Origin of the sequence: Photobacterium iliopiscarium (genome assembly GCF_003026395.1) — a bacterium.
Taxonomy (GTDB): Bacteria; Pseudomonadota; Gammaproteobacteria; order Enterobacterales; family Vibrionaceae; genus Photobacterium; species Photobacterium iliopiscarium.
Window position 1 is genome coordinate 49935 of the sequence record NZ_PYOO01000007.1, and the last position, 17109, is coordinate 67043.

At 39.2% G+C, this 17109-nt stretch carries 17 protein-coding genes; 12 read left to right on the top strand and 5 right to left on the bottom strand.

Annotated elements, in window-relative coordinates:
- A complete protein-coding gene (gene hypB / locus C9J51_RS11825; RefSeq protein ID WP_045037009.1) occupies positions 1 to 735 on the bottom strand; it encodes a hydrogenase nickel incorporation protein HypB in 735 nt (244 codons plus the stop codon).
- A 410-nt stretch (positions 736 to 1145) separates the two neighbouring features.
- On the opposite strand from hypB, the gene C9J51_RS11830 reads away from it, so the two are divergent.
- Positions 1146 to 1721, top strand: a complete 576-nt coding sequence (locus C9J51_RS11830; RefSeq protein ID WP_045037010.1) for a hypothetical protein — start codon at positions 1146 to 1148, stop codon at positions 1719 to 1721.
- Positions 1722 to 1832: 111 nt separating this feature from the next.
- Here the strand turns inward: C9J51_RS11830 and C9J51_RS11835 are convergent, their stop codons facing one another.
- The 4 genes from C9J51_RS11835 to hutW all read right to left on the bottom strand — a co-directional run bounded on the left by C9J51_RS11835 (position 1833) and on the right by hutW (position 5105).
- Complete coding sequence (locus C9J51_RS11835) at positions 1833 to 2228, bottom strand: hypothetical protein (protein ID WP_045037011.1); 396 nt, start codon at positions 2226 to 2228, stop codon at positions 1833 to 1835.
- A gap of 217 nt (positions 2229 to 2445) precedes the next feature.
- Positions 2446 to 3003, bottom strand: a complete 558-nt coding sequence (gene hutZ / locus C9J51_RS11840; protein WP_045040292.1) for a heme utilization protein HutZ — start codon at positions 3001 to 3003, stop codon at positions 2446 to 2448.
- Between the two features lie 119 nt (positions 3004 to 3122).
- Positions 3123 to 3650, bottom strand: coding sequence for a heme utilization cystosolic carrier protein HutX (hutX, locus tag C9J51_RS11845; RefSeq protein ID WP_181314808.1), 528 nt, complete (start codon positions 3648 to 3650; stop codon positions 3123 to 3125).
- Positions 3651 to 3692: 42 nt separating this feature from the next.
- Complete coding sequence (gene hutW / locus C9J51_RS11850; protein WP_045040314.1) at positions 3693 to 5105, bottom strand: heme anaerobic degradation radical SAM methyltransferase ChuW/HutW; 1413 nt, start codon at positions 5103 to 5105, stop codon at positions 3693 to 3695.
- Positions 5106 to 5515: 410 nt separating this feature from the next.
- Here hutW and C9J51_RS11855 point away from each other — a divergent pair, with 410 nt between their 5' ends.
- The 11 genes from C9J51_RS11855 to C9J51_RS11905 all read left to right on the top strand — a co-directional run bounded on the left by C9J51_RS11855 (position 5516) and on the right by C9J51_RS11905 (position 17069).
- A complete protein-coding gene (locus C9J51_RS11855) occupies positions 5516 to 6334 on the top strand; it encodes an energy transducer TonB (RefSeq protein ID WP_045040290.1) in 819 nt (272 codons plus the stop codon).
- A 3-nt stretch (positions 6335 to 6337) separates the two neighbouring features.
- The gene (locus C9J51_RS11860) at positions 6338 to 7039 is read left to right on the top strand and encodes a MotA/TolQ/ExbB proton channel family protein (RefSeq protein WP_045037015.1); all 702 of its coding nucleotides are present in this window, start codon (positions 6338 to 6340) and stop codon (positions 7037 to 7039) included.
- Positions 7036 to 7455 (top strand): ExbD/TolR family protein, encoded by a 420-nt coding sequence (locus C9J51_RS11865; RefSeq protein WP_045037016.1) that lies wholly within the window; start codon positions 7036 to 7038, stop codon positions 7453 to 7455. The genes C9J51_RS11860 and C9J51_RS11865 overlap by 4 nt, the downstream gene beginning before the upstream one ends.
- Positions 7455 to 8387 (top strand): heme/hemin ABC transporter substrate-binding protein, encoded by a 933-nt coding sequence (locus C9J51_RS11870; protein ID WP_107275133.1) that lies wholly within the window; start codon positions 7455 to 7457, stop codon positions 8385 to 8387. The genes C9J51_RS11865 and C9J51_RS11870 overlap by 1 nt, the downstream gene beginning before the upstream one ends.
- Positions 8388 to 8404: 17 nt before the next feature.
- Complete coding sequence (locus tag C9J51_RS11875) at positions 8405 to 9442, top strand: FecCD family ABC transporter permease (protein ID WP_045040288.1); 1038 nt, start codon at positions 8405 to 8407, stop codon at positions 9440 to 9442.
- The gene (locus C9J51_RS11880) at positions 9439 to 10230 is read left to right on the top strand and encodes a heme ABC transporter ATP-binding protein (RefSeq protein ID WP_045040287.1); all 792 of its coding nucleotides are present in this window, start codon (positions 9439 to 9441) and stop codon (positions 10228 to 10230) included. The genes C9J51_RS11875 and C9J51_RS11880 overlap by 4 nt, the downstream gene beginning before the upstream one ends.
- Before the next feature lie 391 nt (positions 10231 to 10621).
- Complete coding sequence (purR, locus tag C9J51_RS11885) at positions 10622 to 11626, top strand: HTH-type transcriptional repressor PurR (RefSeq protein WP_045040286.1); 1005 nt, start codon at positions 10622 to 10624, stop codon at positions 11624 to 11626.
- A 375-nt stretch (positions 11627 to 12001) separates the two neighbouring features.
- On the top strand, positions 12002 to 12589 hold the full coding sequence (locus C9J51_RS11890; RefSeq protein ID WP_045037019.1) for a TfoX/Sxy family DNA transformation protein: 588 nt from the start codon (positions 12002 to 12004) through the stop codon (positions 12587 to 12589).
- A 478-nt stretch (positions 12590 to 13067) separates the two neighbouring features.
- The gene (locus C9J51_RS11895) at positions 13068 to 13685 is read left to right on the top strand and encodes a carboxymuconolactone decarboxylase family protein (RefSeq protein WP_045040285.1); all 618 of its coding nucleotides are present in this window, start codon (positions 13068 to 13070) and stop codon (positions 13683 to 13685) included.
- Positions 13675 to 15825 (top strand): FAD-dependent oxidoreductase, encoded by a 2151-nt coding sequence (locus C9J51_RS11900; RefSeq protein WP_045040284.1) that lies wholly within the window; start codon positions 13675 to 13677, stop codon positions 15823 to 15825. Before C9J51_RS11895 ends, C9J51_RS11900 begins: the two co-directional genes overlap by 11 nt.
- Positions 15826 to 15905: 80 nt before the next feature.
- On the top strand, positions 15906 to 17069 hold the full coding sequence (locus C9J51_RS11905; protein WP_244907452.1) for an ABC transporter substrate-binding protein: 1164 nt from the start codon (positions 15906 to 15908) through the stop codon (positions 17067 to 17069).
- The last annotated feature ends 40 nt before the right edge of the window (positions 17070 to 17109 follow it).

The window sequence follows — 17109 nt, forward strand, 5'->3', positions numbered from 1 at the left end:
TTACGCTTCCTGTTGACGTAGATTAGCCGTTAGCCATGTAACTAAAGGGGCAAACGTTGCTTCATCTTTGGTTGATAGCGTAATCACTTCAATATTAGGATTCAGTTTTTTAAGCTGCGCTTTCGCTTCTTCAATGCTGAAATCAAAATACGGTAACAAATCACACTTGGTAATTAATACCACATCAGCACGACGGAACATTACTGGATATTTTTCAATTTTGTCGTCGCCTTCTGGAACAGAAACCAACACAATATTTTTGTGTGTACCCACATCATAGCTTGCAGGACAAACCAAATTACCTACGTTCTCAACAAAGCAAATATCAAGATTTTTAAGATCAACATGGTGTAATGCACCGTGAACCATAAAGGCATCAAGGTGACAAGCAGAACCCGTTTGAATTTGGTAAGCATCAATACCGTGTGCTTTTAGACGATCAGCATCACGTGAGGTTTCTAAATCACCCTCAATCACGGCATATTTTAAATCAGTATGTTGATGTAAATGCTCCAGTAATGTGGTTTTACCGCTACCTGGGCTACTCATCAAATTAAATGCTGTCACATTCTGTGCTTCAAAATGAGCACGATTATGTGCTGCTTCCACATCATTCTTATCTAGAATTTTATGAATAACTGATAGTGTTTTTTTATCATTTAATTGTGGGTTTGCTTGTAGTTGGTGATGATGGTGATCACCTCTCGGTAATGAACAACCGCAATCTTGGCACATATGAACTCCAGCATAGAGGGACTTTTAGCTATCGTTTTAATCAAAAAATAGATAAACGGTAGGAAAATTAAACAGGACTCAGTTCAGGTTATTGAACACTCAAATTCTGATAATTATAAGTATTGATTATCTATTCTTTAAGAGGATAAAGCAATTTGTGTGATGATTTATTTAGCGGATCATTAGATTGATTATATATATATATCGTCCTTACTGACTAACTGATAAAATATGTATTCTTGATTCAGTTTAGCTTCAGACTTAATGACAATAATCTGACATAACCCTAAATTTGTGCGCGTATGTTATATCGTAAGCGCTTCAAGATTAATCACGTTGAGACTTGCTTTTACGCTCTCTCACGCCTTCTTGAATAATAATGTTATTCATCGAACAAAAGAGAAACCATAATGCAAACAAAAACATCTAGCTTAAAAACCAAGTTTCTTAAATTAGCTGTACCAGTAGCGTTAGCTTGTGCATTTGCAGCAGCGCCAACAGTAGCAATGGCTAAAGATGCTCCGAATGCCTCTATGGTGGCATCTCAAAAGATTACCGCAGAGCAACAACAAGTTGCAGGTAAAATTGGTAAAATTCAACAAGAACTTGCCGCTATTCGTGTGAAAACATTAAAAGCAAATCCTCAACTAATCACTGAGATGAAAGCTTACGAAACTGCATTTAACAATAAAGTTAAAGCAATGGGCTACCAACCAGAAAAACTAATTAAACGTGCTCAAGAAATCCAAATTGAAGCAACGAAGAAAGACATTTCAAATGATAAGCGTACCGCGCTAATTAAAGAATTTACAACTATTCGTACTACGCTTGAGAAGCAACAACGTTCAATCTTGAATGATCCTGCAATCAGCAAACAAGACAAGCAAGTACAAGATGACGTTATCAATGCAATGAAAAAGCAAGATTCAAAAACAACGGATCTACTAAAACAGCTTGATCAACTTGTAATGCAATTTAAAAAATAATAACGTCACAAAAACTGAATAATCTTTTATTCAAAAAAAAAGGATAATCAAACGATTATCCTTTTTTTATATCTGAACTTTTGTATCTAATACATAGAAAACAAATATAACTTACAACTTAACGGCTTTATTTTGGCTTAACAATTTCATGCCATTAATGATTTTTGCAAACCACACTGCTATTGCAACAATCGCAATTGCACCACCAATAAACGGTAGTACATTTAATGCTTTAGCCAGAATGTCACTGTGGACCCAATATTCAGCTCCCGCAATCATACCTGTTGTTGTTGCCGCCGATACACCCAATACCACAAAAAAAGTGAGAAACAAAAAGAAGCTACGAATAATGGTGTAATAATGGCTATAGGTTATATCATCAGCGCCTTTATCCAGTTTATAACCCGCATAAATAATAGCGATAATTCCTGATAATAGTAAAGTAAATGGGGTTAGAAAGCTGGCTATATACGCAAACCAGATACCCTTTTTATGTTCTTCTGTCATCTTATTAATCCGAATAAATAAGCAATGTATACGCTAATTATCACTGATATTTGCCTGAGTTCAAGTTTCGCTCTAAATTACGATGATCGGGATCAACTTATCCATTATTGCTGTCGCTAGAGTCTGCTATAACGCCCTAAACGAACACATGCCTGTAATAAATAGACAGGCATGGCAATACGATGATTAACGGTTAATGATTACACGTTAGACATTATTATAGTGTATCTTCAGGGGATTCAATTTCAGAACCATCTTTAATACGACGATGGCCTTGCTCTAAATGAACGAAATCCACTAAATCATCCCCACTGACTTGAAACGCTTTACCAAACCCTTTTACAAATAGCCCTTGTGTTGGTGCTAAACGGAATAAGACAAAATCTTCTAAGCCACTTAAACCATCAATAATCTCACCAAAGCGATCCCGTAACGCTACCACTGCCGATGTCCAACGATCACTATTACGCTCAACCACACTCACATCCGCTTCAAACGTTAATCGTTTACGGGCATACAATGTTTTTGCTATCGTTTCATCTTCAATCATCATTAGAGAGACTTGAGGATTTTCCAGTAAATTACGCGCATGTTTAGCAATTTGGCTAATTAACACATAATACCCATCATCAAGTAACGCAAACGGAGCATAACTGACATTGGGTTTACCATTGATATCAACGGTGGCGAGTTGCAGTGTTAAACATCCTTCACGAAATTCTTTAATCTCTGGCCCTAAGCGGCTTTGCAATCGTTGTTGTTTTACTTCACTCATGAATAATTCCCTTATTTCCTTTTAATTCCGGCTGACTAACATTCTATTTTTTATGTGTTGTTATATTTTAGCTGCCGACTAGTTTTAGGCTAATAGCAGCGTCTTACAAACTAATGGCTTTAATTGGCTAATAGTTTGAGCTGTTGAAACTTTTCAATTTGATCTGAGAATAAGTTACGCTGTTTATCTCGACCTAAATAGACTTTAAAGACACATTCGCCTTGCTCGGCAAAGAAGCCAATAAAATAGCTTTCTTGTCCCATAAATGGCTTACTAACTAATGCTATATGCTTAACGAGATCTAACCGTAAATGACCATGCAATTCGCCATCTTTACCCATTAAATTATAGTAGCCACGGGCCAATTTTCCTTTGGGAAACGGCGCTTTTACTTCAAAGATAGACCCCATTGAATGCACGATAGTGGTAACAGGCCCCCAGCTAGGTAATGCCTCGACAATAGTTTGTGCCACATTGCCAGCCAGTGGAAAAACTAACTCAGATGGCAGCGATAACGCCACTTCACCTTCTGTAACCTGTAATTGTTCAGCAATAGCGCCAGCATGAAGTTTTTCATCCTGCTGCAATATTTGAGCAACCCTCGTTTTTAATTCATCATGAGAATAGCGAGTAAACACAGTTATCATCCTTTTAATTACAATTAGCTAATATATTTAATTTTCACACGGTTAAGATTGAACTGTTACCGTTGCGGTGGTTATTACTTGAATCAATGCTTGTGCCAGCGTTACCGCCCAAAATTGCCCTGCTAGTGTCAGATTTAAATAGCGATGCCGCCCTAGTTGTTCTATTTCAACAAAGCCATGTTGTTGCCACTGTTGAAATAATGGCATGCAATAACTGAACAATGACCAGCCTGCTTGCTTATCGAGTTGTTTGGCTACAATCACTCCGCGATCAAAGCCTGCTTTAATTACCGTATTAACCGCAGCATGGGGTGATGATTTAACCATCATCGCCAGTGGGATCCGTTGGTTATTAACATCATCCATATAATGTTCAAGCTTACGATGTTGCATAAAACCATAACCGCCAACATTGCCACCAGCACCCGCCCCTAGTGGTAAGACTTCTGCGGTAGTTTTAGCAAGGCTGTTATAGCTACTTCGTTCACGATTATCACGCGCCCAATGATTAACACTTAAACGACGTAGATGATGTTTAGCCATAAAATCTACCCCCATTTCAAACATTGAGGCTTTAGTCATGGTATCAGCAGGCTCAGGTAAACGACCTTGTTCGACCATTTTCCCCATTGGCGTATTACCCATTTCAATCAATTGATATAAATCAACACCATGGGCACCAGAATCAAGAAAATCGTTCAAATCCTGTTGCCATACTTCAAGATTCTGATAAGGCAGCCCATAGAGTAAATCAATCACAATAGGCGCTTGATCGGTTACCGCTAACTCACTGACACGTTTTAACACCACGTCGCGATCATCTAAGCGTTTTGCTTTACGACGAACTTGCGTATCAAAACTTTGCACACCAAAAGAAAAACGGTTAAACCCGCCTTCAAGTGCCGATTCAAACATTTCATCGCTGAAACGATTAATTCGCCCTTCTAGGGTTAACTCACAATCAGAGGCTAACGGAAAGTGGTGGCGGATCATGGTGCCGAGTTGTTTAATTTGTGCTGCGGTTAAATCAGTCGGAGTACCACCACCAATATAGACCGCTTGAAAAGGTGCCGCCTGCGTCCATGGCTGGGCGGCTTTATATTTAAGCTCAACCATTAATGCCGCAAAATAATCATCAATCAGACGTTGGCTCGATGCATATTCAAAAAAACTGCAATAAGTACAACGTACACGACAAAATGGAATATGAACGTATAAACAACGCTTATTAAAAGGCGGGGTTGTCCGCTGTAAAATTTGCTGTACTAGCGGCTGTATTTGATTGGATTCAATAGGATTGTGACTACCACCACCAGCATGTGCCGATAATTTACGTCGAAAACCAAATCGCAACGGATCCGGCGTATTTTCTCCAAGAATATCACCACCAAAACTAGATATATCCAAGCTAGCTGGCGTACTTATAGGCAATATAGGTTGTTCGGCATTTATCATATTAATGGCTATATCCACTAGCCCCTCTTTAGTAACTTGTCACGTGTAACTTCGATAAGGTTGGCGACAAATCGACCCACATCACATCATTTATGATTATTTGCTATCACTTTTTAAGCTGCTTATTTCAAGATTTCAATGCAGAAACGGTACATTGCCATTCCCATCAATGATTCTTAATCTCATTTGCGGCCATGATATTTGTCATTGAATAATATTGCAAATGATAATTGATATTATTCGCATTTCGTGGATAATAGCTAAAAATAAAGTGCTAATATTAATTATAATATTACTAACCTCATGAAAAATATAACAAAACGGACAATATATACAGGGAGTGATATTTTGCATCAATATTCAATCACTATTGACGACGTTCTTTTTAGTGTTATTTTTAGGTAATAATAGTGAATACAAAACGTTACGTTGCCGCTGGGGCGGTATCATTGTTGGTTCATAGTATGTTTCTTGCTGCGATGCCTACCAAGGATCCAATCACACTGACGATAGGAACCGATACGCCACGTGTCAGTTTAACCTTTGTTGCTGTTCCACCTGCTGTAGTGAAAACACCACCGCCAACGGTAACGCCAGTATCCACCCCGACCGAATCGGTACCAACAAAGTCTGTGCCAGTAAAGCCCCCTGTTGCATCAACCATGAAGCGCTTAACAAAGACCACAACAGTAGATAAAGCGATATCTAAAAAAGCACGAACGTCGAATAAAGCAATAGCGCAAAAGAAAGCAGCAACACAAAAGAAAACTGTCCCCCCTGTAAAGAAAAAGCAGCTTACGCATACAAAACCTTTAAAACAGACATCATCAGCTGTAACACCAACAACGACGACAGATACAAAAACAGCACTAAAATCAACAAAAGCACCGTCAAATCAAGCGAATAAAACAGCAGCCACCGCTGTCGATAACGCAGGAACACAAGCATTACAGTTGGTATCAAAGCCGACCTTTGTAACACGACCTGGCGCTGTCAATTACCCCAAATTAGCCAAACGTCGTGGCATTGAAGGTCAAGTACTGATTGAAGTCTGGATTGATATAAAAGGACAACAACTCAAGCAAAAACTGATCAAGTCATCCGGTGCACAGATCTTAGATAACGCGGCAATCGCGGCGATCAAAAAATGGCATTTTTCTTCTCATATTGTAAACGGTAAGGCAATTGCCCACCGAGTACAGATCCCTGTACGTTTTAAACTGGACTAAACCATGACTGTTATTGACAACCTCACCCAACAATTTGGCCTTATGACATGGCCGCTGCTTACGTGTTCAGCATTAACGGTCATGATTTTAGTTGAACGGTTTATACAAGTATTACTCTGTACTGGCGTTGGAAAAACCAAAGTCACCGCCCTTTTGGATAAACAAAATCGCCATGATGATCGCGCGCTTGATCAGTTAGCAGAACAACTGAAACACCAACGGCCATTATTATGTAAAGGCATTTCGATGCTGATTTCCCATCGTCATTTTACGAAACCATTACGTGAAGATGCCGCAAGCATTTGGCTACTTCAAAAACGTCAACAATTACGTTCAGGGTTACGATTACTGAGTTTAATTGGTGTGATTAGTCCGCTATTAGGTTTACTTGGTACGGTGTTGGGCTTAATTGAAATGTTTAAAGGCATTGCCTTATCAACAGGCTCTGTGACTCCCAGTGATCTTGCTGATGGTCTAGGTTTAGCAATGCGCACTACCGCAGCTGGCTTGATTATTGCCCTGCCTGCCATTACAGGCTCACAATTATTAGGCTTATGGGCCGATAGCATCATGGCGACATTAGAGCACAGTCTAAATCGTTGTAATTTATGGTTAGAAGGCATGAACATTGATGTTGGTAATAGCCCAGTAAAACCATGTGATACTTGTGAAGAAAACCCGGCTTACAATGGCAAATCAGCATGATTAGTATCAATAATCATCAGCAAAATGCAGATGAACTTACCCCTGATTTAACGCCTTTATTGGATATTATTTTTATTGTGATGGTGTTTTTATTACTTACCGCAACAGTAAAAATTAAAGCATTAGATGTGGAATTACCGCAAACCGCGACTCAAATATTACAAACAACCAAAGCCGATCCGATCACGATAAATCTCGTTGCCGCTGAACCTTATTGGGCATTAGATGGTCAATCGGTCGACAACTGGGATAACTTTTCACAACAACTATTAGCCGCTGTAAAAGCACATGCAAATAAACCCGTCGTTATTGGCGCTGATAAAAAAGCCTCCGTCGAACAGATGCTCAAGTTATTAGCTTTTCTACAAAAAAACGACATTAAAGCCACGCAACTATTAATGGAAGATCAACAATAATGGACCGTCATACCTCTTTTATAACTGCACCTTTTATAACTACACCTTTTTTACGACATATTTCTCAAAAAATACTGTTATCAACCACACTGTTTATCTCCGCATCAAGCTTATTTAGTCCCTTAGCCCATGCACAAACAAATTCAAATACAGCAAGAGTTATTAGCGCTGGTGCGGCTATTACTGAAATCATTAATGCATTAGGGGCCGAGCAACAATTAATTGCCGTCGATGTAACCAGTAAAACACTGGTGGCGGATGATATGCCTAAAGTCGGTTATCACCGTCAACTGTCAGCAGAAAGCCTGATTGCTTTAGCCCCGACTCGCATTATTGGCTCCGATGAAATGGGTCCACCAAAGACATTAACATTGTTAAAGCAATCGGGAATTGAGGTCGATATTGTTAACGGTGGCGAAACGGTGTCTGATTTACTGCATCGAATCGATCAAGTGGCAGCCTTAACCCAACATTCACAACAAGCGCAGCAGCTTAAACAGACCATAACCACCACAGTAAAAACAATTAAACAAAACAATTCACACCAGACTCAGCCTAAAAAAGTATTGTTCTTAATGATTCATGATGGACGACCAATTAGCGTTGCCGGAAAAAATACCACCGCCGACAGTATTATCACTTTAGCGGGGGCAATAAACCCAGCGGCAGCCGTTGTCGCAAACTATAAACCGGTTTCAACAGAGGCTATTTTACAAATGCAACCTGACATTATTTTACTCAGTAACCGTACAACAGCCTCCATCAAAGACATGGCACAACTTATCAAAAAAATGCCCGTCTTAGAGGCAACCCCTGCGGCAAAAAATAATGCGATTGCCGTGATTGACGGGACGGCATTAATTGGTGGCTTAGGCATTCATAGTATTAATGAAGCCATGCGCCTTAATCATATTTTCTACCCACAATCGTAATCTGAGATAAAGCCATCATGAACGACAGCCGTATTTCACCCCATGTTATTTACGCTATCAGTATTGGGTCATTGCTCTTTGCATTATTAAGCTCAATTGCGATTGGACCGATGGATATCAGTTATAAAGATAGTTTTATAGCGTTATTACCTGGAGACCATCAGCTTGCCGCTCATATTGATCTCGTGATCCATCAAATACGTCTACCACGAACATTATTGTGTATTGCGATTGGTGCCATACTTGCCATCTGTGGAGCGGTGCTACAAGGCTTATTTCGGAACCCCCTCGCAGACCCAGGTATTATTGGTATTTCAGGAGGTGCAGGCCTAGGCGCGGCGTTTGCGATCATTTTGTTTGCCCCGTTAATGACGCAATATCCATTATTAATGAACATTGGCGCTGTGCCCTTCTTCGCTTTTTTGGGTGGCGCGCTGAGCACATATTTGGTGTATCACCTTGGCACCGATAAAAACGGCACTTCTGTTGTGGTAATGCTATTGGCGGGTGTGGCAATTGGAGCGATTTCGGGTGCAGGTCTTGGGTTACTTAACTATATTGCGAATGATCAAGCGCTACGTGATTTTTCTTTATGGTCAATGGGCTCGTTAGCAGGAGCGACATGGCCGAATATTGGCCTCGCCTTTGTGAGCCTCGTCATCATTTATTATTATTGTTATCGCCAAGCGAATGCACTTAACGCCTTTTTATTGGGCGAAGCTGAAGCTCGTCATATGGGGGTGAATGTTCAGCATCTAAAGCGTAGTTTAATTATTGTCTGTGCTGCGGGTGTAGGTATTACGGTTGCCATTACGGGTCCGATTGGCTTTATTGGTCTGGTGATCCCCCATTTAGGACGCATGATTTCAGGTCCTAATCATAAAACCCTCTTACCCATTTCAGCTATTTTAGGGGCATTGATTTTACTCGTTGCCGATATGATCGCCCGTAGTGCGTTTGCACCACAAGAACTCCCCGTAGGTATTATTACCGCCATTTTAGGCGCTCCATTCTTCATTTATCTATTAAATAAACAAAAAGGCAGAATCGCATGACGGTAACCTCTGCGCCCTCAACGGTAATTTCAGCACGTAATTTACAGTTAACACTGGCGGGTAAAGTCTTATTAGATAATTTTAGTATTGATATAAAAGCAGGAGAAATAACGGCACTACTCGGGCCTAACGGTGCAGGTAAAAGTACCCTTCTTAAAATACTGTGCGGTGAAATAGAGCCTGAAAGTGGTCAAGTTGCATTTTTTGATCGTGATATAAATAGTTGGCAACGATCTGAACTAGCGTGTCATTTAGGTATTTTGCCGCAACACAGTTCGCTCTCATTTGCCTTTACCTGTAAAGAAGTCGTGGAATTAGGCACAATGCCGCTTTGTTTATCACGTCAAGAAATTGACCACATCACGACTAAAACCATGTGTGACACGGATGTTCTTCATCTTGCTCAACGCTTATATCCAACCTTATCTGGCGGTGAAAAACAACGGATCCATTTCGCGCGCGTTTTAACCCAACTCAGTCAAGCCAATGATAAATGCATTCTAATGTTAGATGAGCCAACATCCGCATTAGATTTAGCCCATCAGCATAAAACCTTACAAATGGCACAAACAATGGCAGCTAAAGGTGCGGCGGTTATTATTGTATTGCATGATCTCAACTTAGCGGCGCAATATGCTCAACGTATGGTTATTATTCAACACGGTAAAATTCACGCTGATGGCACACCATGGCAAGCATTACAACCTGACATAATTAACCATGTATACGGTTGGAACATTTCCGTTCATCCCCATCCTATTCATGGTTATCCTTACCTACTAACATAATATTAAAGCGCGCTATTTTTTTGATCGTATCTTGTGAATTTCAGTAATTTAGCCATAATATTACTGAAATTTACGTTTTTTTGTTGATAGTTATCAAATAATTTACTCCGAAACAATAGAAACGTTGCACTACGCGTAACACTCAGTAAAATGTGAACGCAAGCGATTACACTTGAAAAATATGCCATAATTATGAAGCCGCAGTATAAATGCGGATTTTTGCGTTAATACTATTTAAGTATGTAATAGACACATTATCGGTGCCAAATTGAATAATTAATGAGATATATCTCAAAAGCACATTGAATTATATACACCTCAGTAGTTACTCAATTTGGTACCACACAATTAGCTAGAAACAACTCTAGCGCTCATTATTAGAAGAATAAATATGGCAACCATTAAAGATGTTGCACGTATGGCTGGCGTTTCAACCACAACAGTTTCACACGTGATCAATAAAACGCGCTTTGTCGCAGAAGCAACACAAAAAAAAGTACTTGCTGCTGTTGAAGAGCTTAACTACGCCCCAAGTGCTGTTGCGCGTAGCCTTAAATGTAATACAACCCGTACAATTGGCATGCTCGTTACTAAGTCAACCAATCCTTTTTTTGCTGAAGTTGTACATGGTGTTGAAGAGTATTGCTACCGTGAAGGTTACACATTAATTTTATGTAACACAGAAGGTAACCTTTCTAAGCAATATGATTACTTACGCATGCTGGCAGAAAAGCGTGTCGATGGCTTATTAGTGATGTGTTCTGATCTTGATCAGAAATTACTGGATCTACTTGAGCGTCAAAAAGACCTACCAATGGTTGTTATGGACTGGGGCCCAGAAAGCCCACATACCGATAAAATTCAGGATAACGCTGAACAAGGTGGCTATCTTGCTACTAAATATTTTATTGACCATGGTCATAGTCGTATTGGTTGCTTATCTGGTCATAATGATAAATCGACTTGTCGCGAACGCTTAAAAGGCTTCAACAAAGCGATGGCAGAAGCAAACCTAACCGTTAACCAAGACTGGATCCTTGAAGGTGACTTTGAATGTGATTCAGCGGTTATAGCGGCTGAACAATATATTGCAATGACCGATCGCCCAACGGCTATTTTTTGCTTTAATGACATCATGGCAATGGCATTGATCAGTACCTTTGAACAAGCTGGGTTACGTGTTCCTGGTGATATTTCAATTATTGGTTATGACAACATTGATCTTGCACCTTACTTCGCGCCACCACTAACGACAATCCACCAGCCAAAACGTCGTTTAGGTAAAACCGCCATTAAAATCTTAATGGACCGAATGAAGAACAAAGATCATGAACGTCAAATTTTTGAAATGGCACCTGCGATTGTTGAGCGTAAATCTGTAAAAGATTTACGTTAATACTGTTAACTCTTTATCAAGCCAATATTCCTATTGGCTTTTTCTTCTACGGCTAATTATCCCGACTTAACGCACCTTCCAAGCAACGCTTATTATCAAAAATATGAACAACCTCACAGATTCACCAGCTTTTGTTCGTATTAAAACTTACCTTTTAAAAAAATCGAATATAATGAACCTTGTAATTACATATAATAGTAAGCAAAAGACTTACAAATTATAAATAATACTTCTATATTGATAATATTATTTATAAAGTAATACATGGATGATTTAAAGTAGAAAAATTATCTCGTAAATAACTTTAATAATAAGAGGAAATTTACGACTACTTTAATGTTAGGTGACACTCATTTTTATTCGCCGAGTAGAAGTATGGACAAACCAATATTAAAAAATTCATTAAGATTATTAGATCATTTAGGCAACGTTAGATCACGCTCCATGTTTGGTGGCTTTGGTATTTTCGCAGGCGAAGCAATGTTCGCACTCGTGGTGAATAATAAACTGCATCTTAGGGCAAACACTAAAACTGAAGAGGAGTTTAAACAAGCAGGCTTAAAACCGTACATTTATAAAAAACGTGGGTTTCCGGTCATAACGAAACATTACGCTATTCTTGATCAATGGTGGGAAGAACCTGAAAAAATAATAGAGCAAGCAAAATATTCTCTTGAAGCAGCCTTAGCTGACAAAAAAGCAAAAGAATGTTGTTCGCCAGCTAGGATTAAAGATTTACCTAACTTGCGACTTTCAAATGAAAGAATGCTCAAAAAAGCAGGTATTCAAACAATTGATCAATTATACGATCTTGGTGCACTCAACGCTTATAAGGCATTACAAAAAACACAAGAGGCATCATTAAGTTTAGAATTATTATGGGCACTAGAAGGTGCCATACATGGCCAACATTGGTCAGTAATACCAGAAAGCAGACGTAACGAACTGCTCGCTAAATTATAATAAATATATCCGTCAACTGGCTAAGTGACGCTTAAGAATAAAGAGGCTCTATGCCTCTTTAATTTATCCAACAAATACACGTATCTCTCCCTACACAATCCTTACATTACCCATTCCAAATCAATAAACATGATAAACGCATACAAAAATGTACATTTATTGAACAAGTAAATTAAAAATACAAAAAGAATAAGAAAATAAAATATTTATTCATTAATTTCCATAAACCCCGTTATAACCACAAAACAAAACCTTTCATTAACTATTTTTTTATTATCAATCACAAAAAATAACATATACATGTCACATTTTGCTCTTAATGTATCGATTACGACTTTCGTTATTATTATTTGCTATTTATTATTTCCAATAATATTTTGAATAAAAAAATTTTTTGTCATTAAATGAAATACAATATTAGTTACCTCGGTCTTGCTACTTAAGAGTCGATGTGATTCTCATTTAATAAGGACATACCTTGCGTATATTAACCAAAAAAACATTTTCATTGTGGGTCAAACCGTTACTGTGGTTGCAAAAACGCCATTTCGGCAACATACTCAATCCAGCTAAATTATGGGGACGAAAACCTGTACTTTTCTGGTTAGTGGCTTTGTTCTTTGGTTATCTTGATCGTAAAAAATCCCCCATTGATGCCGTTATGCGATCGTTAGTCTGCGTCCGCGTATCACAACTTAATAACTGCGCTTTTTGTGTTGATGCTAATGGAATGAAATTAGCCGAACGCTGTCATTCATTAGAAAAAATTAAAGCATTAGCCCATTGGCAAACTTCTGAACATTTTTCAGAACAAGAACAAGCGGTATTAACGTATACAGAAGCAATGACCCTTAATGACCAACAAGTCAGTGATGAAATGCTAGCGACACTTGCAACGTGGTATAGCAGCGATGATATTATTGAATTAACCGCATTAGTGAGTTTTCAAAATTTATCCGCTAAGTTTAATACTGCGCTAGATGTGCCCGCGCAAGGTTTCTGTTCATTACCAATTCAACCTCAGACTCAACAAAACACAGTGCCAACAACATCAACAGCAGATAAAGAACAACTAAGGAGCCATAATGAAAAATAATAAAATTTTATTGCTTTTAGTTATCCTAACAATTATCGGCGCTTGGTTTTATTTTGACCTCGGCCAATATTTGACACTTGAAGCCGCCAAACGTGAACAATTAACACTCCAAGATTATATTATTGATAATCCAATTACGGCTTATATTAGCTTTTTTAGTTTATATATTTTAGTCACTGCCCTTTCAATTCCAGGAGCATCAATATTAACCTTATTAGGTGCTGCATTATTTGGTTTTTGGACAAGCCTGATTATGGTGTCGTTTGCCAGTACGATTGGTGCGACATTAGCATTTCTATCTAGTCGTTTTATATTACGCGACTGGGTACAATCAAAATTTGGTAATCGCTTAACCACATTAAATAATGGCATTAAAAAAGAAGGTGGCTTTTATCTACTGAGTTTACGTTTAATTCCAGTTTTTCCGTTTTTCCTTATTAATCTTTTAATGGGATTAACCATCATTAAAACCCGTACTTTTTTCTTTGTTAGCCAATTAGGCATGCTAGCGGGTACTGCGGTTTATATTAATGCGGGTACTCAACTTGGAAAAATAGATTCACTCAGCGGTATTATCTCAGCACCGGTTTTATTCTCTTTAGTTCTACTCGGCCTCTTCCCATTACTTACAAAATGGATAATGAAAACAATGGCAATGAAAAAACAATACCAACAATGGCAAAAACCCGCTCGCTTTGATCAAAACTTAGTTGTCATTGGTGCAGGTTCTGGTGGCTTAGTTAGTGCCTATATTGCAGCAGCAGTAAAAGCAGAAGTTACTCTTATTGAACGTCACAAAATGGGCGGTGATTGTTTAAATACCGGTTGTGTACCGTCAAAAGCACTTATTCGCGCAGCACATACTGCCGCAGATATTAAAAATGCATCAACGCTTGGTATCGATGCTCAAATTAATCACATCGATTTTGCTCAAGTGATGGGACGTATCCATAATGTTATCGCAAAAATTGAACCCCATGACTCCATCGAACGTTACAGTCAATTAGGTGTCAACTGTGTTACAGGTGATGCAACTATCCTATCGCCATGGGAAGTTGAAGTGAATGGCACTCGCATTACAACCCGTAATATTGTTATTGCAACTGGCGCGCGTCCATTAGTGCCTGCGATCCCTGGCTTAGATACGGTTAATTACTTAACGTCTGATACTGTATGGCAATTAACAGCCCTTCCTAAGCGATTATTGATCCTTGGTGGTGGCCCTATTGGTTGTGAATTAGCCCAAAGTTTCTGCCGATTAGGTGCTGAAGTCACGATTGTTGAACGATCACCCCAACTACTAAACCGTGAAGATCGCGATGCGGCTCAGTTAGTTGAGCAGTCTCTTGCTCACGATGGTGTAAACATCTTACTGCAACATAATGCGGTCCAATTTGAATCTACTCTTGATGACAATGGCCAACGTATCCAACGTGTTGTTGTTGAACATGACAACCAACAAGTGAGCATAGAATTTGATGCCGTAATGGTCGCTTTAGGGCGCGTTGCGAATGTACAAGGCTTTGGTTTAGAAGAACTCGGCATTACCACAACAGAGCGTGGCACTGTCGCTGTTAACCAATACCTACAAACTCAGTATCCAAATATTTATGCCGTGGGTGATGTTGCAGGTCCTTACCAACTAACCCACGTTGCCGCTCACCAAGCATGGTATGCCGCAGTCAATAGTTTATTTGGTGCCGTTAAGAAATTCAAAGTCGATTATTCCGTGATCCCTGCCGTGACTTATACAGCGCCAGAACTAGCACGTGTTGGTATTAATGAAAAAGAAGCTCAAGCACAAGGTATCGACTATGAAGTCACCCGTTATGGATTGGATGATTTAGATCGTGCTATTGCCGATGGTTATGATGAAGGTTTTATTAAAATCTTAACCCCTAAAGGTAGTGATAAAATTCTTGGTGCAACCATTGTAGGTCATCATGCTGGTGATTTATTAGCAGAATTTACTTTAGCCATGCGTCATAATTTAGGGCTAAATAAAATCTTAGGCACTATTCACCCTTACCCAACCATGAGCGAAGGCGCAAAATACACCGCTGGCGTATGGAAAAAAGCCCATGCACCTCAAAAATTGCTGGCTTGGGTGAAAAAATATCATCAGTGGATGCGTAGCTAATAATGACGTCAATAAGGACATCAATTGTGAGAACATCATTTTCTACTTTAAAAAAGCTAACGCTAACCGCAGCCTTGATAATTAGCAGTACCGCGGTACATGCTAGTGAGCAGCACAAAAACGTTAATATTATACCAACATGGAAACAAACCCTTACTCAGGCTAAAGGTGAAACTGTCTATTTTAATGCTTGGGGCGGCAGTCAAGAAATTAATGATTATCTGCTATGGGCGAATACTCAGTTGCAACATCGTTACGGTGTGACATTAAAACAAGTAAAAGTGACTGACATTGCTGAAACCACGCAACGTTTATTGGCAGAAAAAACCGCAGGCAAAAACAGCGGTGGCAGTGTTGATATAGTATGGATCAATGGCGAAAACTTTCGTTCAATGAAGCAAAATGGTTTGTTATACGGTCCATTTACGCAGCAATTACCAAACTGGAAATATGTTGATAAATCATTACCTATTGATAAAGACTTTTCAGAACCAACGCAAGGATTAGAAGCGCCATGGGGTGTTGGTCAGTTGGTCTTTATTTATGATCCAGAAACATTAAAGCACCCACCCAAAAGCTTTAAGGCATTATTGGCTTTAGCTCAAGAACATCCGGGAAAAATCAGCTACCCTAAACCACCTGAGTTTCATGGCACTAGTTTTTTAAAAGCTGCACTGTTAGAACTAACCACTGATAAGAAAGCGTTATATCAACCCTTGGAGTTACCAAAAGATCAAGCGCTGTTTGATCGCGTAACAGCACCATTGTGGCACTATCTTGATCAACTCCATAAAGTTGCATGGCATCAAGGTAAACAATTTCCATCAGGGAGTGCAGAAACTATACAGTTACTTGATGATCAGCAATTACTATTAGCGATTACGTTCAACCCGAACGCTGCCGCAGCAGCCATTGCTAATGGTAATTTAACTGATAAAGCAAAAACTTATGCCTTTAGTGCTGGCGCATTAACCAATATCCACTTTCTAGCTATTCCGTGGAACGCAAATGCCAAAGCGGGTGCATTAGTGGCGATTAATTTCTTATTAAGCCCTGAAGCACAAGCACGTAAAGCCGATACTAATCTGTGGGGTGATCCTACAATCTTAACTCCGCAGGCTTTTAAACAACTGCCAGCAGCGTATAACAAACCAAACTTTACGCCATATCCTTCCATTGCCGAGCCAAACCCTACATGGTTAGCGGCAATTGAGCATCAATGGCAACTAAGATATGGCAACTAGAATACGGTAACTAAGCCGCTGTTATAGTTATTATAAATTA